Source organism: Clostridium sp. BJN0001, from assembly GCF_022869825.1.
Classification (GTDB): domain Bacteria; phylum Bacillota; class Clostridia; order Clostridiales; family Clostridiaceae; genus Clostridium.
The window spans coordinates 69002-92055 of the sequence record NZ_CP094971.1 but is presented as its reverse complement, the minus strand read 5'-3'; the positions used below and the strand labels follow the sequence as shown (position 1 = coordinate 92055).

Below are 23054 nucleotides of genomic sequence, written 5' to 3'. Positions count from 1 at the left end.
TTTACTTCCCCCTATTCTTATTTATATATTTTTATGCTTCCATTTTTATATTCAGGAACAATATTAATACTGTCCTTTTTTATACAATACTCTATATCATTATCTAATTTTAATTTTTTCATTATACCATAATGATGAGCATTTTTTATAAAGCTTAAAATATCCTTATTGCTTCTATATATTATAAGTGCAGTTTTTGCTATATCTGTAAGCTCCACATCAGAATTTATCTTTAAAATTCTATCTATAATATACCCACTGCATATATAATCATCCATTGAAAAATTTCCATTAGTTCCTGCATTAACAATGACAACATCATTATTATACTCTACTATCTTTTTAGCTGAAGCATCAGCATTTATTACTGCTGATGTAATAATTTTATCTGCCTTTGTACATTTAGTTAATGTTCTTGTGCCATTTGTTGTTGTCATAATTACTGTTTTATCTTTTACTTTATCTACTGTATATTCAAGTGGAGAATTTGAAAGATCAAAGCCATCTATCTTTACAGCATTTCTCTCTCCTCCAAGCAGATATTCATCTTTTTTTAATTTATGTGCTTCATTTAAAGCCTCCTCAATTGTAAGAAAAGGTTTGACACATTTTGCCCCATTATAAAGTGCTGTTACTATAACCGATGTTGCCCTTAACATATCTATAACAACAGCTGTTTTCTTTAAAATTTTATCTTCTTTTATATCATCTTGAGAAATTATAATATCGATTTTCATTTAAAATTCCTTCCTTGATAAATGTTATTTTCTTCAAGTGTATTATCTATAGCATTTAATACTTCCCACTTTTTAAGGCTCCACATAGGTCCTATTAAAAGATCTCTTGGTGCATCTCCTGTAAGCCTATGAAGAACTATATCCTGTGGAAGAATTGATATAGCCTCTGTAACTATATCTATGTATTCTTCTTTAGTTAAAAACTTTAATCTGCCTTCATCATATAATTTTACCATTGGAGTATTTTTTAAAAGATGAAGTAAATGAATTTTTATTCCTTTTGCACCAGAAGAGCCTATATACTTTACTGTATTTAGCATATCTTCTTTACTTTCTCCTGGCAGTCCAAATATAGCATGAGTAACAAAATCTATATTTCTTTTTTTTAGTTTTTCTGCCGCCTCATCAAATATATCAAGTTTATATCCTCTATTAATTAGAAGTGCTGTTTTTTCATTTATAGTTTGAAGTCCAAGTTCAATCCATAAATATGTCTTACTATTTAAATCTTCTAAAAGGTCTAAAACATCATCTGAAAGACAATCAGGTCTTGTTGCTATTGCAAGCCCCACTACCCCTTCTTGACTTAGTGCTTCTTCATATTTTCTTTTCAGTTCTGAAACTGGAGCATATGTATTTGTATAAGCTTGAAAGTATGCAATATATTTTCCACTTTTCCATTTATGTTTCATCATCTTTTTTACATCTTGAAACTGCTTTGAAATTGAATTGCATCTATTTCCAGCATAGTCTCCAGATCCTTTTTCACTACAGAAAATACATCCTTTTGTGCTTATAGTTCCATCCCTATTAGGACAAGAAAATCCTCCGTCTAGAGATATTTTAAATACTTTCTCTCCAAATTTATTTCTCAGGAAATAATTAAGGTTATAATATCTCTTTTTGTTCCATAATGTACACATACTGCCCTCCATAAAATAAACATTACAATTATTATATCATAGATGTGATAAATTTTAATTATTCAAATATACATATTATATAAATATAGAAAGGTGGGAAAAGGAGTGAAAAAGTATTTTACACATATATTTCATATATCGACAGTTTTCATAGGTACAATAGTTGGTGCAGGGCTTGCATCTGGAAAAGAAATTTCTCAATTTTTCACTCAATATGGAACAAAAAGCTTCTTAGGAATTATATTATGTGGAATATTTTACATTACAATATGTTCCTTAATATGTAAAATAAGTATCTGCTATAATCTTAATTCATATAGTGACCTTATTAACAAAATAAGTTCTGGTATATTAAGTAAAATTACTACTGCTGTAACTACTTTATTTTTAATTTCAAGTGCTTCAATAATACTTGCAGGAAGTGGTGCACTTTTAAATCAATTTTTTGGGTTTCCTAAAGTTGTAGGAGCGCTTCTTATGATTTTTATTTCCTTACTATTTCTTCTAAAAGGTACTGACGGATTAATCGAGGTAAATTCATTTATCGTTCCTGGACTTATCTCTATTATTACAATTATCACTGTGCTTTACTTATTATTATGCAGAGACTCTATATCACTTTCTAATTTAAATGCTTATCCTCAAAAACAAGGTTTATTTTTTTCAGTAATTTTATATGCAGGATATAATACGCTTTCTGCATCAGGAGTTTTAGTACCTTTAAGTATCAAGATAAAAAATGTAAAGACAATGATTGTAGGAGTTATTGTAGGCTCAATTATATTAACTCTTTTATGCACTGCAATAAATCTTCTTCTGACAATAAATCAGCCATATATATATAAATTAGAAATACCTCTTTTATTTGTAGTAAATAGATTTGGAAGTATAATTCAGGCTACTCTTTTAGTTATTATTCTTCTTGAGATGTTTTCTACAGAAGTTTCAGATATATTTTCAATAAGTAAATCAATATCCCAAATTATAAATATATCTTACAAAAAAACTACATTTATAATAATATTCATATCATTTATTATTTCTCTCTTTGGGTTTGGGACTCTTATTTCAAAATTATATCCTCTTTTTGGCGCATTAAGTCTCTTCTTTATAGGACAATGTATTGTATTCTTTATAAAACATAGAGTAATAATAATAAAAAACATTTAATTAAATACTATTTTATTCTATAATAAAAGCTGAAAATAACTTAACAGAAGGTAGAAAAATGAACGCTTTAGATAATTGTAGATTATGCAGTAGAGACTGCAAAGTTAATAGAAATAAAAATGAACTTGGATATTGCAAAGCAGGAAATGAAATAAAAATAGCAAGAGCTGCACTTCATATGTGGGAAGAGCCTCCTATCTCTAAAGGTAATGGTTCTGGTGCAGTTTTCTTTTCATACTGCAACTTTAATTGTGTATTTTGCCAAAATCATGAAATAAGTCATGATAATAAAGGCAAAATAGTATCTGAAGAAAAACTTGCTGAAATATTTTTAAATCTTCAGAAACAGAAGGCTAATAATATAAATTTAGTTACTCCAACCCAATATGTTCCTAAAATAATAGAAGCACTTAAAATAGCTAAAAAAAATGGTCTTAATATCCCTATTTTATATAATACAAATGGATATGACAGCATAGAAACTCTTAAATCATTAGAAGGATATATAGACGTATATCTTCCTGATTTTAAATATTTTGATGATAAATACGCATTAAAATATTCTAAAGTAGAAAATTATCAAAAAAATGCATTAAACGCTATTGATGAAATGGTAAGACAGGTCGGAAAACCTGTTTTTGATAAAAATGGACTTATGAAAAAAGGAGTAATTGTGCGACATCTTATGCTTCCAGGACTTTTATTTGATTCTAAAAAGGTACTTGATACTCTCTATAATAGATATGGTGACAATATCTTTATAAGTATAATGAATCAATATATTCCATTATTTGATGCTAAAAAGTATCCTGAAATAAATAAAAAACTTAATCCAAAGCATTATGATGCAATAATTAACTATGCTCTTACTCTTGGAATAAAAAATGGGTTTATCCAAGATGAAGGGACTGCAAACACATCTTATATTCCAGAATTTAATTTAAACGGAGTAGATTAATAATAAATACTAGGTGTTTTTATAGATCTATTTCTACTATATGATGGAGGAATAAATATATTTTTATTATTTCTTCCTCTAAGTTCAGCAATTTTAGTAACAGCTACATAAACATCAGAAATTTTATACCATGTTGCATAATCGACAACTCCAGTCTTAGGAAGATTAAATACTCCTTGAAATACCTTTACAGATTCAGCTGTTTTAGGTCCAAAATTACCATCTGCTATAACTTTTGGAATAAGAGGATAATTTTTAGATATTGCATTAAGCTGATTTTGTATTGTGCTAACTGCTATACCAGTTGAGCCTACAGTAAGATCATATCCAGGATAAGATTCAGGACTTCCTTCAACTTGTTCTGCTGTAACAAGTTCTATATTATCTCCATAATAATAAGTAAGTATTTCATATGGTACTTTTCCTTCATCGCCTAAGTATTTACTTCCCCATTGGCTAAGCCATGTAGGACAACTTACATTTTTTCCATCACAATACTGTGTAAGTAAAGGCTGCTTTCTATTTACTCTTTTTATATATGTCGAAAATAATTCATCAACAACTACACTTATGCTGTTATAAATATTTCTTCCATAATTAAACGCATGATCATATGCAGTAGAACTTGTAACATCAAATCTCTTTCCTTTTCCTCTATACCACTCTGTGTATATCCTATTTAAAGTAAATGAAATAATGCAGAATACATTAGCTCTTATTGTTGATTCAGACCATGTTGAATATATTTCACATGATGCAACATTTTTTATATAATTTTTAAATGGTACAGTATAGTTAGGTGCAGAAGCGTCATTAGGACTTCCTTGATGTACTGTAATAACTCCTGGCACAACAGGTTTTTGAAGTACTACACCTGAAGATGGAGGTGGAAGTGGCTTGTCTTCTTCTTCTGGTATTTTAGGAGGATAATCTCCAAAAAGAGTATTTGGAAGTATATCTATTACTTGGTCCTGTCTACTTTCTGATTCATTCATATAGCAAGGCTGAATAGCAAGCTGATCTGCAAATATCTGACATCCTTTTACCATTGTAGGTTCAAAATTATCTTTTTCTATAACAAGGTCATATACTGAATATGGCTGCTTTTCATTATCTTTATTTAAAGAATATTCAACAGGAGGAGCATCAAGTTCAACTTCTTCTGTAAGTCCGCTGCTATCTGTAGTAACCTGTATATCTTGACGATTCTCAAATCCTTTAATAGTTACTTTGCATCCATCAAGAGGTATATAATTTTCTCCTTTAAAACATTCAATTTTAAGCCTTCCTCTGCTCGGCATACTTTTCTCCTTAAATATTTATTCACCATGATATAATATGATTTTATAAATAAAAAGTTACATCTTAATTAATGTTTTTAAAAAATAAAGAAGCTATAACGCTAAATAATTAGTGCTATAGCTTCTTTATTTATCCACAATAATTAATTTATTTGAACATAATAGAACTCATTTTAATGGATATCACTCTTCAACGGATATGAAGAATGGTATGAATATGATGAGAAAGGGTTTTAATCCTTGTTTTAATGGATGTTCCTCTTCAATGATGTACTTATCGGCTGAATTATAATCTTTTCAGGTTTTAATCCTTGTTTTAATGGATGTTCCTCTTCAATCAAAAAGTATAGACAAAAATAAATTAATGATATATAAGTTTTAATCCTTGTTTTAATGGATGTTCCTCTTCAATAGTTTAATAATAGAATTTGTAGTATAGATTTAGGTGGTTTTAATCCTTGTTTTAATGGATGTTCCTCTTCAATCTGGGAAGAAATAGATGGAGATTGGTACTTCTTTGAGTTTTAATCCTTGTTTTAATGGATGTTCCTCTTCAATTGGAGTAGCGACTTGTACCGTTACTCTTGCAGTAGAGTTTTAATCCTTGTTTTAATGGATGTTCCTCTTCAATCTACAGCAGAGGAATTGGAAGACTGGAAAAATAAAAAGTTTTAATCCTTGTTTTAATGGATGTTCCTCTTCAATGAACATATCATGTTGAGAATGGGAAAGTAAAAAGGTTTTAATCCTTGTTTTAATGGATGTTCCTCTTCAATAAATAAGAAAAGTAGTTTATACGGTATAAGAAAGGGGTTTTAATCCTTGTTTTAATGGATGTTCCTCTTCAATAATGAAGGATTCAGTAGAAATACTCTATTAGTATGTTTTAATCCTTGTTTTAATGGATGTTCCTCTTCAATCATCTGCTACTTCTGTAGTAGATTCTATGTTTTCTGGTTTTAATCCTTGTTTTAATGGATGTTCCTCTTCAATTATTCACATGCTACTTTTACTAAATTAGTAGTTGGTTTTAATCCTTGTTTTAATGGATGTTCCTCTTCAATAATATTGTTCTGCTTCTTTTATATCATCCTCATCTACTAGTTTTAATCCTTGTTTTAATGGATGTTCCTCTTCAATATGTATAAGCTCCTCAATTATCTCAAGGAGTATATGTTTTAATCCTTGTTTTAATGGATGTTCCTCTTCAATGTCTATTGAATCATATAGAGAAAATGATTGAAAGAGTTTTAATCCTTGTTTTAATGGATGTTCCTCTTCAATAAAAGTCACTACACTTTTACCTATTGGCAACTCTAGTTTTAATCCTTGTTTTAATGGATGTTCCTCTTCAATCTAGCTGATTTTTAAGTGCTTCTGTAGTAGCTTTTGCGTTTTAATCCTTGTTTTAATGGATGTTCCTCTTCAATTTAACTTCCTTTTCATCTGTATTATAATTATAGAACCGTTTTAATCCTTGTTTTAATGGATGTTCCTCTTCAATTTCTTGTATTGCGTGTATCGCCTGTATAATATCGCGTTTTAATCCTTGTTTTAATGGATGTTCCTCTTCAATTGGTTAATAATAGGGCGAAGAAAAGGAACAAATAATAGTTTTAATCCTTGTTTTAATGGATGTTCCTCTTCAATCTTTTACGTGCTTTCGCACCATTGTTGAGTTTTCTCGTTTTAATCCTTGTTTTAATGGATGTTCCTCTTCAATTCAAATATTCAGGATTTAACTGTTCCATCATATAGTTTTAATCCTTGTTTTAATGGATGTTCCTCTTCAATATTTTTTCTTCTAAATATATATTACCATTTATTAGTAGTTTTAATCCTTGTTTTAATGGATGTTCCTCTTCAATTCAAATGCTTCACCTCTCTTTAAGATCCCTATCAAGGTTTTAATCCTTGTTTTAATGGATGTTCCTCTTCAATTCTACCATAAGTATTTTCAAATTTAAAATACTTATCTTGTTTTAATCCTTGTTTTAATGGATGTTCCTCTTCAATAGTATCAGCATAAGCAAAGTGTGGAATATAAATTGTGTTTTAATCCTTGTTTTAATGGATGTTCCTCTTCAATCTCGCTTTTTTGTTAGCGTTTCATCAGTCAGCGGAGTTTTAATCCTTGTTTTAATGGATGTTCCTCTTCAATCAGAAATGCATTAGTAGTATTACCTACTGGAGTCGGGTTTTAATCCTTGTTTTAATGGATGTTCCTCTTCAATGCTCCCATCTATATCTAACCAATTATCTGTATTAAGTTTTAATCCTTGTTTTAATGGATGTTCCTCTTCAATCGCCATACTTAAAATCTGTAATTATACATGGTAAAGTTTTAATCCTTGTTTTAATGGATGTTCCTCTTCAATGGAATTAAACCATCTGAGTCAGCGGTGTCGATAAAGTTTTAATCCTTGTTTTAATGGATGTTCCTCTTCAATCGCCAGTTATTTGTTCCTTTTGCATTATGCGGAAGTTTTAATCCTTGTTTTAATGGATGTTCCTCTTCAATCATTTAAAACAATATACAATTGCAGATTTATTAAAGTTTTAATCCTTGTTTTAATGGATGTTCCTCTTCAATCGTAACACATGGTGTTATATTGTAATTAATATCCATGTTTTAATCCTTGTTTTAATGGATGTTCCTCTTCAATAGAAAAAAAGAAAATGGCTAAAAAGAAAGTGACTAAGTTTTAATCCTTGTTTTAATGGATGTTCCTCTTCAATAGCAAAATTTAATAAACCCCGCTATTTCTAACTGCTCACACCAATTTTGAGACTAGCTTAGAATTGAGTTTTTTTATAAAAAAAGCATACTAATTTAAGCTTTTTTATATAGCTTTACATACCCATAAATAGCTCTAAAGCCAGTATTCATCAAGTGTTCAAAAAACAAAATCTATTTTTTGAAAAATTTATATATAATTAACCTTCTTCTTATATTATACTATTATTTTTCCGTCTATCAACTATATTTAAAATTATTTAGTAAATATGTATATATTTTTCTAAATAATAATATTATATATAAATGTAATTTTTTATAAAAATAGAGCGTGGTGCAATTAGTTTAAATACTAATGTGACACGCTCTTTTATTAAAACTTATTTTTAAAGATTTATTTCAACTTTTTCTATTTTAGCAATTGGAATCACTGATTTTATTTCCATTGTTTCAGTTCTAAGTGATCCAGCATTACTTACTAATAAAATTTTTGAATTTCCAAGAGTTTTTACTTGTCTTATTTTTCTTTCTCCTTTGTATTCAACAAGGAAAAAACCATTATTTGTAAGTTCTTTTATTTTATGTCCAAAAGCAATATCACCTTTAAGCATTCTAAATCCATTCATTTCATCATCTTGAACTTTTAAATATAAAACTTTATCCTGAGGATATCCTTCTACTTTATTTGAATGAACTGCCATTTCTTTTGTTCCATAAGTCTGTTTAAGGCTGTAATCATAAATAGGAACATTTTTTAATACTGAAGCAAATGCATCAGTCCATACTTCAGCACTTTCTTTGCTTTTCTTTTTAGGCATACTTTCAAAAGCTTTTCTCTCTTTTACAAGTTCTTCATCAGTTACTACCATGCTTATATCATTTAAATCTGTTTTTAAAAGTTTTGAAGCTCTCTGTATAAAGCTTTCATTTGCAACTTTTCTTCCAGATTCTAATTCATTTATATATTTTTCTGCAACTCCAAGCTTTTTAGCAAAATTTTTCTGCGTAAAACCACTTTTTTCTCTTGCTGCTCTTATTTTATCTCCAACTCTGCTCATTTAATTGTCCCCCTGATTATTCTTCTTAAACCATTCTCTTTCATCTACTAGGTGGTCTACAAGATATTTAAAAGTCCATTTACGCGAGCTTTCTGTAACTACCGCTAAAACACCACCTTGCAGAAATGTTCTTATGGTTTTTATTGTACTTTGAAGTTCATTATCAGTAAATCCATCAAAAATCACTGCTTTTTCATCTGATTTCAATTTTGAAAATGTATCAGCGCTGACTTTACAATTATTAAGAAGATCCCCTATAGTCATAAGTAAATTTTTATTTGTAACTTTTACTACTTTTATACTAAGTCTCTCTATTTTTCTTATTTCTGAATCTTTCAATCCATAAACTAATACACATTTTTTCACTGAAATATCCCCCCATCTTTATTTATATTTTAAATTGTAGTTGGTGCATCATATTTTTCTCCAAATGTATCAACTGTTACTTTTTTCATTACTTGATCTTCATATGGTCTGTCATCCATATCTCTTTTAGTATTTACTATCTTTTCTACAACATCCATTCCTTCAATTACTTTTCCAAATGAAGCATACTGTCCATCTAAATGTGGAGCATCTTCAGTCATTATAAAGAACTGGCTTCCTGCTGAATTAGGCATCATTGTTCTTGCCATTGATAATACTCCTTTAGTATGTTTTAAAGTATTTTGAAAGCCATTTGAAGTAAACTCTCCACTTATAGAATATCCAGGGCCACCCATGCCTGTTCCATCAGGATCTCCTCCCTGTATCATAAATCCAGGAATTACTCTATGAAATATTACTCCATCATAAAATCCTCTATTTATAAGATCTATAAAATTATTTACTGTATTTTTTGCTATATCAGGATAAAGTTCTGCTTTAATAACTCCTCCATCTTTCATTTCTATTGTAACTATTGGTTTCTTCATAATCAAATCTCCTTTCAGTATCTATTATTATCTTGTATTAATAAGATTATAACAGAAATCAATTATATTTTTATCATTTAATGAATTATATACTTTTACACTGCCTTTGCATTTTCTGTCAGAAAAACATGAATTTTCGGCAAGCTGTCTTTTTAATTCACTACTTGTTCCAAATCCTCCATCAATTATTGGTATATCATTTCCAATAATTTTTGATAAAGTATTTTTAACAAATGGATAATGTGTACATCCAAGTACAACTGCGGCAATCTTTTCATCTAAATATTCGCTAAATTTGTTTTTAAGATATTTAGAAAGCTGCTCTCCTTCTAAAATTCCTCTTTCAACAAATTCAACTAATTCAGGACATGGAAGAGAAACTATGTCACCTTCATCTTTGTATTTAAACATAAGATTCTTAAACTTTTTTTCTCTAAGTGTCATAGGCGTTGCCATTATTATAATTTTTCCTTCTCTTTTTAGTTCAACAGCAGGTTTTAAAGCTGGTTCTATACCTATAATAATACTATCTTTATATTTATTTCTTAAAATCTCAATTGCAGCACTTGTAGCTGTATTACAGGCAATAACAATCGCTTTTACATCCTTGCTGTACAAAAACTCAGCAGCTTCTACTGTAAGATTTTGAACTTCAGAAAGTTTTTTTACACCGTATGGTGCATTTTTTGAATCACCAAAATAAATAAAATTTTCATTTGGCAGAAGCTTTATCGCTTCTCTTAAAACACTAAGCCCCCCGACCCCTGAATCAAAAAATCCTATAGGTTTATCTTTTATATCCAAAGTGCGTTCACTCCACTCTTTAATATTTTTCAAATAAATATCTAATACATATTTTATTACTTTATTAGCAATAAATCTATAATTGAAGTAATTTTTCTATCTATAATTGTCATATATTTTTAAATATCATAATATTAATGAAGGATATTGACATCAACTGGTTGTTATAATAAAATTTTATTAGACTTATGCGAACATTAATATATATTTTTGTATTTTTGTTCGATATTATAGAAAGGATGTGACAGATATTACAGTTTTAACTGTGATATAGTATTTTATGGATAATTTACTTTATGTAATACTTGAAGAAAATCATAACGAAACAGATATACGAGAAATATTAAAAAACCATCCGGAGATAAAATTTGCATCTTTCGTTGGAATAGATTTATCAGGAAATGATACTGATGAAAAAATTCCAATCAAACTTTTCTTAGAAGACTTACCTTCTTTTCTTGAAGGCGTAGCAATACAGACAGATGGTTCATCAGTTGTTCTTCCAGGAATTGCAACTCTTGATGATGCAAAAGTTGATATGATAACAGATTTACACTGCAAATGGCTTATAGATTATAATTATAACTATATAGATCCAGAAACTAATAAGCCAGTAGGAACTCTTAGAATTCCTTGTTTTTTATATCACAACAACAAGCCAGTTGATTCAAGACACATTCTTGTATCAGCCGTAAAAGCAATAAAAGAAAATCTTATGAAAATATTCAAAGAACATCCAAATACTTTAAAAGTATTTAATATTACTGCTGATGATATAGAAGATATCGGAGTTACTTCTGCTACAGAACTTGAATGTTGGGTTAAGACTCCAAATGATGTAGCTCAGGTTGAAGAACTTTCTACTTCACAGGTTCTACATGAACATTACTGGACACGTACTAAGGGTGCTGTAAGAACATCTCTTGAAGAAACTCTTATATTAATGAATAAATATGGTTTTGAACCAGAAATGGGTCATAAAGAAGTTGGTGGTGTAAAAGCCAAAGTAAATTCTTCTGGTGATTATGATCACGTAATGGAACAAATGGAAGTTGACTGGAAATATGCTGATGCACTTCAGGCTGCTGATAATGAACTTTTCGTAAGAATTCTTATACAAGAAACTTTCAGAAGAAATGGTCTTGATGTTACATTCATGGCTAAGCCTATTGATAAAGTTGCAGGTTCAGGAATGCATACTCATTTCAGTATCATAATAAAATTAAAAAATGGAAAAAGAATTAACATATTTAATGGACCTAAGGATCAATTCTTAAGTATCGTAGGATATGGTGCCATAATGGGAATTCTTAAAAACTACGAAGTAATGAATCCATTTATCTCTTCAACAAACAATTCATTAAAGAGATTAAAACCAGGATTTGAAGCTCCAATATGTGTTGTTACATCACTTGGAAGAGCACCTGAAATTCCTTCAAGAAACAGAACAGTTCTTGCTGGATTAATAAGAGATGAACATTCTCAAATGGCAACAAGATTCGAACTTCGTTCACCAAATCCTCATACTAATACTTATCTTGCAATGGCTGTTACATGCATGGCTATGCTTGATGGTATATTATATGCTGCAAATAGCAATAAATCAGAAGCAGAACTTCTTAAGGAATTATCAAAAGAAGCTGGAGACAGTGCAGATTATCTTGAGAAATCTCGTAAATACAGAACTGAGGATAATATATTTGAAGACTTTACAGAAGCAGAAAGAGACAAATTCTTCGGAAAAGCTCCTGCTACAGTTTATGAAAATATTTCACAGCTTGATAAGAACCAAGAAAAAATCAAATGCTTAAAGAGAAATGACGTATTTACAGATATGATTTTACATAGCTTTAAGCTTGCTGCTCTTGAAAGATGGAATACTGAAATATCTCACAGAGTTATAAATAACTATATGGATGAAATTCGTTCATTTGTACCTCTTCACTCTCTTGACAAGGTTCTTGATCTTGATATATCAAGATGGATGAAGATACATGATTTAAGACAATATATAATGAAAGATACATATACTAAAAAAGGATTATTCACAAAGATAAAAGAAGCTTTCTCTAATGAAGACTTCGAAGAAGCTTCAAGACTTTATCTTGAACTTGAAGATAAAATGGATGCCCTTAGAAATCTATATTCACAGTATAAAAAGAATCTTTTAGACATTTAAATACATCTTTAAAAATAAGCTGTTCTATAAATTAGAGTATAATTATAGAACAGTTTATTTTTAGTTGGCTATTTTAACATTTTTATACATTTATATGCTATAATATCTGTGATACTTAATTATTTCTTATGAAAGGACTGTATAATTATGAGACTGGTCCCTGTTGAATGTTTAAAAAACAATTCTGTACTAGCCAAAAACATATATAATTATGACGGTGAAATTCTTATAAAGTCAGGAATTGCACTTACTGATTCGTTAATAAATAAATTAAGGAGTCTACATATATCCTCAGCATACATAATAGATGAATACAGTCTTTACGAAGTTGAAGACATTATTAAACCTGAACTAATATGTAAATCAATACATACAATTAAAGAAGTTTTTTCAGATATTGAGAGAGTTTGTATACGTTATGATAATAATAAATTAACCATATCAGAAATTGATGATAAACAGCTCGAATATTTTAATTCAATAAATCAAATTGCTCAAAACATTATTAACAGCATAGCTAATAACAATAACGTTATATTTTCACTTGTTGATTTAAAAAATATGGATATATATACATATTCCCATAGTCTTAATGTTGCGATTATTTCTCTTACTTTAGGTATTGCTTTAAATATGAATGAACAAGACCTTACTTCATTATGTATAGGTGCTCTTGTACATGATATTGGAAAAGCTTTTATTCCTAAAAGTATACTTCTTAAACCAGGAAAGCTTACAAAAAAGGAATTTGAGACAGTAAAAAAACATTCTGAACTTGGATATGAATTTTTAAGAGATAATCCTTATTTTAATATATCTAGTAAAAAAATTGTTCTTGAACATCACGAACATTATGATGGAAATGGTTATCCATACAAAAAATCAGGAAAAGATATATCAAGGTTTGCAAGGATAGTATGTATAGCTGATGTTTATGATGCTCTTACATCAAATAGAGCTTATAAAAGAGCACTTATACCAACAGATTCTCTTGAATACTTGATGAGTAATTCTGGTACACTTTTTGATCCAGAACTCTTAACAATATTTTGTAGAATAGCAATTCCATTTCCTCATGGAACAATAGTTGATTTAAGTAATGGAGATATGGCACAAGTTGAAAAAACACTTCCAAACTATCCATTAAGACCTATTGTTAAAATAATAAAAAGTAATGAAAAAGGTAATATTGGAAAGACTTTGGATTTAATAAACAATCCTTCAATAGTCATTGCAAATATGAAATAAAGTTAATGAATCTCTAAGAGATTATACTCTTAGAGATTCATTAACTTTATTTATATATGGATTTAAATCCGCTATCATTTCTGCTTCTTTAGAACTTTTCACATTAAATATTAATGTCCATCCTTCTTTATTATGCTTGCCTGAACACATTATGTACTTACCACTCTTCTTCTTTATTCCTTCGTGCTTTTGTATTATTAAACTTCTCACATCATTAATATTTTTACATTGTAGCCTAACAAAAAAATTATCTTGAACCACAGCATATCACCTCTTTGCAAACATATGTTCTTATATTTTATGTTTTTATTATACCGAACATATATTCCCTTGTCAACATATTTTATCTAAATATATGACAATTTTTTGCAATAAAAAACAGAAGTTTTAAGCTTTATCGCCTAAAACCTCCATTTATAGATTTTTCTAACTTAAAATCTGTATTCTTTATTTTCCTTCTGCTATATCAAAAACTTCAAGATCTTTTCTTGTATCAAGCTTTAGAAGTTCTACATCTGCAATAGCTCTTAATGTATCAAGAGCAGTTATTACACCTATATTTCTTTCAACAGCAGCTCTTCTTATTAAGAATCCATCTCTTGTTGAATCATTTCCTTTTGTAGGAGTATTAATAACTAAATCTACGTCTCTTTGTTTAACTAAATCTAGTATATTAGGTTTTTCTTCTTCTATTCTTCTTACTTCCTCAGCATCAATTCCTTCATCTTTTAATAATTTGCATGTTCCTTTTGTTGCGATGAATTTATATCCTACTTCTGCAAGTTCTTTTGCTATTGGAAGGAATTCTTTCTTATCATGTTTATTTACTGTAGCAAGGATTACACCTTTTTCTTTTGATGGATACATTCCTGCTGCGATAAATCCTTTATAAAGGGCTTCATGAACATTTCTTCCTACTCCTAAAACTTCTCCTGTTGATCTCATTTCAGGTCCAAGGCATACTTCTACGTTTGGAAGCTTTTGAGTTGAGAATACTGGTACCTTTACTGATACTAATTTAGGTTCTTTATAGATATCAACACCGTATCCTAAATTTTTAAGCTTTTCACCAAGCATTACTTTTGTTGCTATATCAACTATAGGTACACCACTTACCTTACTTATATATGGTACAGTTCTTGATGCTCTAGGATTTACTTCAATTACATATAAATTCTGCTCAAATTCTATGAACTGAATATTTATCATTCCTGTAATTCCGATTTCTAAAGCAAGCTTTTTAGTATAGTCTAAAATTTTGTCCTTCATGAAAGGTTCAATATTTTGACTTGGATACATTGTAACACTATCTCCTGAATGAACTCCGGCTCTTTCTAAGTGTTCCATTACTCCTGGAATTAATACATCGCTGCCATCTGAAATCGCATCTACTTCTATTTCTCTTCCCATAAGATATTTATCTATCAGAATAGGGTTCTTCTTATCCTTAGCAAATGCATTGTCAAGATAATAAGTAAGCTCATCTTCATCATGAGTAATTTCCATTCCCTGTCCTCCAATTACATATGAAGGTCTAACAAGTACTGGGAATCCAAGTCTTCTTGCTTCTTCAAGTCCTTCTTCAATTGACCAGATTCCCTTACCCTTTGGTCTTGAAATATCAAGTTTTTCAAGAAGTTCATCGAATTTTTCTCTATCTTCTGCCATATCAATCTGATCTGCAGTAGTTCCAAGAGTCTTAACATTCTTTTCCTTTAAGAAGTTTGCAAGTTTTATTGCTGTCTGACCACCAAATTGAAGAATTACTCCGTCTGGTTTTTCTTTATCTATAATATTTAAAACATCTTCTTCAGTAAGAGGTTCAAAATATAACTTATCAGAAATATCAAAATCTGTACTTACTGTTTCTGGGTTATTATTTACTATTATTGTTTCAATTCCAAGCTTTTTAAGTGCTTTTACGCAGTGAACAGATGCATAATCGAATTCTATTCCCTGACCTATTCTTATAGGACCTGATCCTATTACTATTACCTTTTTATTGTTTGATACCTTAACTTCATCATACTTATCATATGTTGAATAATAATATGGTGAAACTGCTTCAAATTCTCCTGCACATGTATCAACCATTTTATATGAAGGTTTTATATTCCATATATCTCTTAATTTATAAATATCATCAGGATTTACTTTAAGCATATCTGAGATAGCTTTATCTGAAAAACCTTTTTTCTTTAAAGCATAAAGCCATTCTTTATCAAGATCATCTATTGTGCTTAGCTTTAATCTTTGTTCTTCATCAACAATCCACTTAAACTTATCAATAAAGAACATATCTATTCCTGTTATTTTATGTATACTTTCAGGAAGATAATCACGTCTTAACATTTCAGCTAAAGCAAATATTCTTTCATCATCTGGTGACATTACTCTTTCTTTAAGTTGTTCCATACTTAATTCTTTAAACTTTTTATGGTCTAATGAGAATTTACCTATTTCAAGACTTCTTACACCTTTTAAGAATGCCTGCTCAAAGTTTGAACCTATAGCCATTACCTCTCCTGTTGCCATCATCTTTGTTCCAAGCTGTCTTGTTGCTCCAAAGAATTTATCAAATGGCCATTTTGGTATTTTAACTACTACATAGTCAAGTGCTGGTTCAAAGCATGCATAAGTTTTTCCTGTAACAGCATTTTTTATTTCATCAAGACCATATCCAAGAGCTATCTTAGCTGCAAGCTTAGCTATTGGGTATCCTGTTGCTTTAGATGCTAACGCAGAACTTCTTGAAACTCTAGGATTTATTTCAATTACTGCATATTCAAATGTATCAGGATTTAATGAGAACTGAACGTTACATCCTCCTTCAATTCCTACTGCATTTATGATGTTAATTGATGCAGTTCTAAGCATCTGATATTCTTTATCTGAAAGTGTCTGAGATGGTGCAACAACTATGCTGTCTCCTGTATGAATACCAACTGGATCAATGTTTTCCATATTACATACTGTAATGCAGTTACCGTATGAATCTCTCATTACCTCGTATTCTATTTCTTTCCATCCTTTAACACTCTTTTCAAGAAGTACCTGATGAATTGTACTAAGCTGAAGTCCATTTGTTAAAATAACTTTTAATTCTTCTTTATCATTAGCTATTCCACCACCTGAACCACCAAGTGTATATGCAGGTCTTACTATAACTGGATATCCGATTTTATCTGCAAAATCAAGACCAGCTTGTAAATCTGTTATAATTTCACTTTTTATTACAGGTTCTCCTATTCTGTTCATCATATTTCTGAATAGTTCCCTGTCTTCGCCTTCTTTTATTGACTCAACTGATGTTCCGATTACTTTTACGTTATATTTATCTAAAACACCTTTTTCATAAAGTTCTACTGCTAAATTTAATCCTGTCTGTCCGCCCATTCCTGCAAGAAGACTATCTGGTCTTTCTTTTGCAATAACTTTTTCAACAAATTCTACAGTAAGAGGTTCTAAATATACTTTATCTGCGACCTCTTTATCTGTCATTATTGTTGCTGGATTTGAATTAACAAGTACAACTTCTATTCCTTCTGATCTTAATGCTTCACAGGCCTGAGTACCTGAGTAATCAAATTCTGCTGCCTGACCTATTACTATAGGACCAGAACCTATAACTAAAACTTTTTTAATACTTTTATTTAATGGCATATTTCTAACCTCCTATAGTGCATATTGTAAAAATTTATCAAATATATATTCGCTGTCTTTTGGACCAGCTGATGCTTCTGGGTGGAACTGAACTGAGAAAATTGGAAGAGACTTATGTTTCATTCCTTCACAAGTTCCATCATTTATATTAACGTGTGTTATTTCCATATCTTCTGGAAGAGTTTCAACAACATATCCATGATTCTGAGAAGTAATATGAACCATATTTTGTTCAAGATCCTTAACAGGATGGTTGCATCCTCTATGACCAAACTTCAATTTTGCAATTTTTCCGCCTAAAGCAAGTGCGATAAGCTGATTTCCAAGACATATTCCTGTTATTGGTTTCTTTCCAATTAAAAGTTTTATGTTTTCTATTGCATAATCTAAGTCTCTTGGATCTCCAGGTCCATTTGATAAGAATACAAGATCAGGATTTACATCTAATATTTCCTGTGCTGATGCTGTTGCAGGGAATACTGTAAGTTTACATCCTCTTTTCTTGAAGTTTCTTAATATATTATTTTTAATACCATAATCTATAACAGCAACATGTTTTCCTGTTCCTTCAATTATGTACTTCTTTTTTGTTGTAACTTCCTTTACTGCATCTTTAAGAGAAAGGGAATCAAGCTTTTCTTTTACTGTCTTTTCATCAATGTCTTCTAATGCTATTATTCCTTTCATTGTTCCGTTATTTCTTAATACTTTTGTTAATGCCCTTGTATCAATTCCTTCAAGTCCTATTACTTTTGACTGTTTTAAGAAAGTATCAAGTTCAAATTCACATCTAAAGTTACTTGGAGAATCACATTTTTCTCTCACAATAAATCCACTGACCTTTACAGATTGAGATTCCATATCTTGAAGATTAATTCCGTAATTTCCGATTAAAGGATATGTCATAGTTACTATCTGACCATAATAAGATGGATCAGTTAAAACTTCCTGATATCCTGTCATCCCTGTTGTAAAAACTACTTCCCCAACGCTTTCTTTAAGGTAACCAAAGGCTTTACCTTCAAAAATCATACCATTTTCCAATATAAGCTTTGCCTTCATGCTCAAGCCTCCTATAAAAATATTTTTGCTAAAATTACACCTTAGAAGCTACTCTATACCCTTATAAAAATAAAAGATAATAAAGAGACCATAACTACGCTCTCTTCACTATCTTTCTTTTATATGTATACTGTTGTTTAAAATAAGTATTAAAAAATACCTTATATAAAAATTTCATAGTTATACTCCCTTTCTGGCCTCACTGGACCAAGTTAAAGTGTATCTTAACTTTATTAATTCCTTTTAATACATTTTATGATATAGTAATCTCTATGTCAAGATATTTTTAAATAATTTATGTATTTTTATTCACTTTTTATTAATTTTTATTACATTTGAATATTATTTTCCTTGAAAATGAACGAGATATAAGCCGATTTATAAAAATTAACAATTTATTTTTATACCCTGGAATTATAATTGCCTTCTTTTTTATAAGACCATTCACTCCTATTTTTGCTACAAATTCAGCACTCATTAAATAATTCTTTACTAAGTCCGACTTTTTTATACCTGCATTTTTTTGAAAATTAGTGTCAGCTGCGCCAGGACATAAACAGCACACATTAACATTAAACTCTTTTCCCTCTTCATGAAGTGCTTCTGTAAGTGATAATACATAAGCTTTACTTGCATAATAAAGAGCCATTTTAGGTCCTCCTACAAATGCAGCTGTTGATGAAACATTTAAAATATTTCCTTCTCCTCTTAATGCCATTTTCTTAAAGAAATATTTTGTAAGCTTAGTTAATGAAGTAATATTTATGTTTATAATCTCTTCTTCAAAGCCTTCTTTTTCATCTTTAAAATATCCAAAGCTACCTATCCCTGCATTATTTATAAGATAATCCACAACAATATTTTTTTTATCCACAAAACAAGCTATCTTTTCCCATGCTTTATCTACAGATAAATCTACTGATAATATCTCTACATTCACATTATATAAGCTCTTTATATCTTCTTTTGCAGACTTTAACTTTTGAATATTTCTTGCTATAAGTATAAGATTGTGATTACCTTTAGCAAATATTTTTGCAAATTCAAAACCAAATCCTGAGCTTGCACCTGTTATTAATGTATACTTATTAATATCCTTCATAATAGATTCTCCTTAAAATATTTCTATATTAATTTTAAAGCTTTGCTCATAAAAAAGATATAAAAAATAAGAAAGTTCCTCAATCTTTAGATTAAAAAACTTTCTTATTTTAATAAATTACTTAAGTTCTATAACTATATCATCCATTGTAAATTCTTCTCTTTCAGGATGATTTTCATCAATAACAGGTGTTAAATCTTTTGTCACTCCGTTTTCATCTCCAGATACTCCGCCACCTGTATTAGATAAATCTGCTTTTGGTGTCAAAATAAGTTTTGTAGCATCAGAATTTATTTTTTCAAAAGTAATTGTTGCATGATATATTTGATCATTTGTATTTCCATAAGCACCATCGTCTTCCGATTCATATACATTCCCAAGATTATCTTTTGCATCTAAACCTACATGACTATTAAAGAACTTATTTTTAATATCATCTGATACTTTGTATGAATATTCAACAATACATGATATTGGTGTTTCAGTAATTTTATCTATATTAACTTTTATTCCATCTTTTTCTATACCTTTATTTATTTCTGTTGTCTTACCTTCTATAGCATCAAGATTTATATTAAATTTCCAGTTTCCTGTTATTATTGAAGAGTCATCTTCATCAATTATTTTATCTATATCAATTAAAAAATCTATACTGTCTCTTTTTTCATTAATTGTATATGCGTCTTGACCGACATATGTGCAGTCTGAAACTTTTTTTACTCCTGAAGATCCAGCAAGTCCTCCTCTATAATCTTTTATCATCCTAGGTCCTGATGATAATGTTATATTGTCTCCTAAATCCTTATTTGATTTTATTTCATAAGTATAAGTAAATGTTCTGCCATCAAAAATAGCATCTTTTATTGTTATGCTTATTCCTTTATCTTCTTTTGTTACATTAATTTCATTTGCATTTTCACGATACCCTGAATAAAGCTTAGAATTTTCCCTATTAATAAATGTAAATATATCGCCTATAACCGGTATACTTTCTGCATAAACAGGATTATTCATTGAAAATGAAACTGCACCTAAAACAAATACAGATGAAAGTCCTGCTGCAATAACAGCTTTTTTTAATACGCTTTGTTTTTTTATTTTCTTTCTAAGTGTCTTTTTTATTCTCTCTTTTTCAATTTCTGAAACTTCAATTTCTTTCATTTCTTTATCATCTACTTCTATATCATTTAATAATTCATATATATCTTTCATTAAAGATTCGCCTCCCTTATAATATCTGCATCTTTATAAAGTTTCTTTTTTGCCCTGTAAACTCTATTATCTATTGCAGATCTTGTTAAATTTAACTTTTGAGCAATTGCCTCTGATTTATCTCCTAAGAAAAACTTCATAATAAATATTTTTCTATCTGTCTCTTCTAATTTATTAATAAGATTAAGCGCTTCTTTTCTATTCTCTTTATTTATTAAGTTCTGTTCAACAGTATCATTAGATGAATACATATTTTCATCTATTTCCTGTGTGTTTTTATTACATTCTTTTCTGTAATAATCTATAGCTTTGTATTTTGATATTTTATATATCCATTTTTTAAAGTCGTCTTCTTCTCCCTTAAACTTGCTTGAATTATTCCAAATAGAAAGAAATACGTCATTTATACATTCTTCTATTAAGCCATCTTTTTTAAGTGAAGATAAGACTTTATATACGGCGGATTTTATTAAAGGAAGATACATATCTACAACAAATTCTAACGCATCTTCTTTTTTATTTTTAAGCCGCCTAATATAATTTTTTTCATTGCTTTTCATAATGACCTCCACATTTTTATTTCCATAAAAGCTTTTACATATAATATAACGTAAAAAAGAATTTTTTCTCTCACTATTTTTTAAAATAACAATTTCAAAGGATATATACCGGAGCTTGTCAGAGTTATGATGGGATGCGTTAATCAGAGGATCAAAGGGAGAAGGTTCTCCCTTATAAAATAAAAAAATTATGATTTATTTTTGAGATAGATTTTTTTTGAATTTGTCGCAAAAATCTAAAAAACTATTATCAATTTGAACAGGTCCTATTTGTATATCATTTTTAATAATTTTTGTTGCAAAATCTTTTATTTTATCTATAAATGAGAAGGTAGTTGTTTTATTACTAAAATTAAGAAACGGCACTTGCATTCCTTTAGATTTCATTATTGCACAAGTGAAAAAATAGTCTATAGACATATTGCTTTGATCTTCAGGAGATAAATTCATTTCTTCACAAGTTTTATTAAATATATCTATACTTTCTTTCTGTTCTGCAATTGTTTTGGCTTTGGTGCTTATTTCTATTGAATCAGTATTGATATTTTGATTATCTGATTTAGCAATGTTATTTTGATTTAAATTATTATTTTCATCATTCTTTATAATGGTGTTACTATTTATAATGTTCTCTGTTACTTTTTTTAAATTAATCATAGATATTCTCCTTTATTAAATTTAGTTATAATTTATTATCGTATAATAACTAAAAAATATAATAATTGAAAAAAAAAAGAAAATAAGTATATTATATACTTTAAAGGGGGAATAGTATATGAAAAAATTAATCAAAGTAATGTCTATCTGTTTATTTTCTGTATTACTTATGTCTTTAAGTGTAGTTACAAAAGTAAGTGCATCTACAAGAATTAATACTATGTAGGATGGGGCTTTGGAATAACTGAAGTTGGAGAATTTAAAAATGGTAATGGAGAAGATCTACAAGAGCAAAATGGTAAATATTATTTACATAGTCAAACTGTACTCATTGTAACTGACTATGTTACTAATGCTTTTGATAACTGTGCTGTAAATGTAGACAATAACTATATAGGAAGATCTACAGATTCAAAATTATTTCTTAGACATGACGTTGATGGTAGACATAATTATGTCATATTTAAAGTACCTGATTTAACTCCAGGTGAGCATACAATTAAACTTGTACAGAATAAACCATGGTATTTTGATAGAACATTTGACCATACCTATGATGGACCAGCACAAAAAAACTGCACAATAACAGTTGTTGTTCCAAAGTTAATTATTTAGCCACTTAAAATGAAATATTATTTAAAAAGGAGCTTGCCAATAGCAATTTTAAATTGCTAATGCGACAGCCCCCATATATTTTAGTTTCTGCGTCTAAGCAGAAACAACCACAATTATCAATTAACACATTATCAATTCTAAATTTCTGCGACCT

General features: G+C 29.1%; 18 protein-coding genes and 1 CRISPR repeat array. Of the genes, 4 read left to right on the top strand and 14 right to left on the bottom strand.

Going from position 1 to position 23054, the window contains the following annotated elements:
• Positions 1-17 precede the first annotated feature (17 nt).
• Together MTX53_RS00410 and MTX53_RS00405 are read right to left on the bottom strand one after the other, a co-directional pair.
• Positions 18-737: a 2-phosphosulfolactate phosphatase family protein gene (locus MTX53_RS00410; RefSeq protein WP_244834223.1), complete on the bottom strand. Its 720-nt coding sequence runs from the start codon at positions 735-737 to the stop codon at positions 18-20.
• The gene (locus tag MTX53_RS00405) at positions 734-1660 is read right to left on the bottom strand and encodes a TIGR01212 family radical SAM protein (RefSeq protein ID WP_244834222.1); all 927 of its coding nucleotides are present in this window, start codon (positions 1658-1660) and stop codon (positions 734-736) included. The genes MTX53_RS00410 and MTX53_RS00405 overlap by 4 nt, the downstream gene beginning before the upstream one ends.
• Before the next feature lie 105 nt (positions 1661-1765).
• Here MTX53_RS00405 and MTX53_RS00400 point away from each other — a divergent pair, with 105 nt between their 5' ends.
• Complete coding sequence (locus tag MTX53_RS00400) at positions 1766-2830, top strand: transporter (RefSeq protein ID WP_244834221.1); 1065 nt, start codon at positions 1766-1768, stop codon at positions 2828-2830.
• A gap of 58 nt (positions 2831-2888) precedes the next feature.
• Positions 2889-3788, top strand: a complete 900-nt coding sequence (locus MTX53_RS00395; protein WP_244834220.1) for a radical SAM protein — start codon at positions 2889-2891, stop codon at positions 3786-3788.
• Here the strand turns inward: MTX53_RS00395 and MTX53_RS00390 are convergent.
• The 5 genes from MTX53_RS00390 to murI all read right to left on the bottom strand — a co-directional run bounded on the left by MTX53_RS00390 (position 3785) and on the right by murI (position 10602).
• A complete protein-coding gene (locus MTX53_RS00390) occupies positions 3785-5089 on the bottom strand; it encodes a peptidoglycan-binding domain-containing protein (RefSeq protein WP_244834219.1) in 1305 nt (434 codons plus the stop codon). The genes MTX53_RS00395 and MTX53_RS00390 overlap by 4 nt on opposite strands.
• A 158-nt stretch (positions 5090-5247) precedes the next feature.
• A CRISPR array of direct repeats spans positions 5248-7828; the repeat unit is 37 nt; unit sequence GTTTTAATCCTTGTTTTAATGGATGTTCCTCTTCAAT.
• Between the two features lie 384 nt (positions 7829-8212).
• Positions 8213-8884, bottom strand: a complete 672-nt coding sequence (locus MTX53_RS00385; RefSeq protein ID WP_244834218.1) for a helix-turn-helix transcriptional regulator — start codon at positions 8882-8884, stop codon at positions 8213-8215.
• Positions 8885-9250: a DUF3783 domain-containing protein gene (locus MTX53_RS00380; RefSeq protein WP_244834217.1), complete on the bottom strand. Its 366-nt coding sequence runs from the start codon at positions 9248-9250 to the stop codon at positions 8885-8887.
• Between the two features lie 29 nt (positions 9251-9279).
• Positions 9280-9798, bottom strand: a complete 519-nt coding sequence (locus MTX53_RS00375) for a peptidylprolyl isomerase (RefSeq protein WP_244834216.1) — start codon at positions 9796-9798, stop codon at positions 9280-9282.
• A gap of 27 nt (positions 9799-9825) precedes the next feature.
• Entirely contained in the window at positions 9826-10602 is a 777-nt protein-coding gene (gene murI / locus MTX53_RS00370) for a glutamate racemase (protein ID WP_244834215.1), read from the bottom strand.
• Between the two features lie 280 nt (positions 10603-10882).
• On the opposite strand from murI, the gene MTX53_RS00365 reads away from it, so the two are divergent.
• Together MTX53_RS00365 and MTX53_RS00360 are read left to right on the top strand one after the other, a co-directional pair.
• On the top strand, positions 10883-12781 hold the full coding sequence (locus tag MTX53_RS00365; protein WP_244834214.1) for a glutamine synthetase: 1899 nt from the start codon (positions 10883-10885) through the stop codon (positions 12779-12781).
• A 147-nt stretch (positions 12782-12928) separates the two neighbouring features.
• On the top strand, positions 12929-14029 hold the full coding sequence (locus tag MTX53_RS00360) for an HD-GYP domain-containing protein (RefSeq protein WP_244834213.1): 1101 nt from the start codon (positions 12929-12931) through the stop codon (positions 14027-14029).
• A gap of 21 nt (positions 14030-14050) precedes the next feature.
• Here the strand turns inward: MTX53_RS00360 and MTX53_RS00355 are convergent, their stop codons facing one another.
• The 7 genes from MTX53_RS00355 to MTX53_RS00325 form a co-directional block, all read right to left on the bottom strand.
• Positions 14051-14290 (bottom strand): hypothetical protein, encoded by a 240-nt coding sequence (locus MTX53_RS00355; RefSeq protein ID WP_244834212.1) that lies wholly within the window; start codon positions 14288-14290, stop codon positions 14051-14053.
• A 186-nt stretch (positions 14291-14476) separates the two neighbouring features.
• Entirely contained in the window at positions 14477-17692 is a 3216-nt protein-coding gene (carB, locus tag MTX53_RS00350) for a carbamoyl-phosphate synthase large subunit (protein WP_244834211.1), read from the bottom strand.
• 12 nt (positions 17693-17704) lie between these two features.
• Positions 17705-18754 carry a glutamine-hydrolyzing carbamoyl-phosphate synthase small subunit gene (gene carA, locus MTX53_RS00345; protein WP_244834210.1) on the bottom strand — a complete coding sequence of 350 codons (1050 nt, stop codon included), beginning with the start codon at positions 18752-18754 and terminating at the stop codon, positions 17705-17707.
• A 319-nt stretch (positions 18755-19073) separates the two neighbouring features.
• Positions 19074-19856, bottom strand: a complete 783-nt coding sequence (locus MTX53_RS00340; protein ID WP_244834209.1) for an SDR family oxidoreductase — start codon at positions 19854-19856, stop codon at positions 19074-19076.
• 117 nt (positions 19857-19973) lie between these two features.
• The gene (locus MTX53_RS00335) at positions 19974-21068 is read right to left on the bottom strand and encodes a DUF4179 domain-containing protein (RefSeq protein ID WP_244834208.1); all 1095 of its coding nucleotides are present in this window, start codon (positions 21066-21068) and stop codon (positions 19974-19976) included.
• The gene (locus tag MTX53_RS00330; protein ID WP_244834207.1) at positions 21068-21628 is read right to left on the bottom strand and encodes a sigma-70 family RNA polymerase sigma factor; all 561 of its coding nucleotides are present in this window, start codon (positions 21626-21628) and stop codon (positions 21068-21070) included. The genes MTX53_RS00335 and MTX53_RS00330 overlap by 1 nt, the downstream gene beginning before the upstream one ends.
• Before the next feature lie 195 nt (positions 21629-21823).
• The gene (locus MTX53_RS00325) at positions 21824-22285 is read right to left on the bottom strand and encodes a hypothetical protein (protein ID WP_244834206.1); all 462 of its coding nucleotides are present in this window, start codon (positions 22283-22285) and stop codon (positions 21824-21826) included.
• Between the last annotated feature and the right edge of the window lie 769 nt (positions 22286-23054).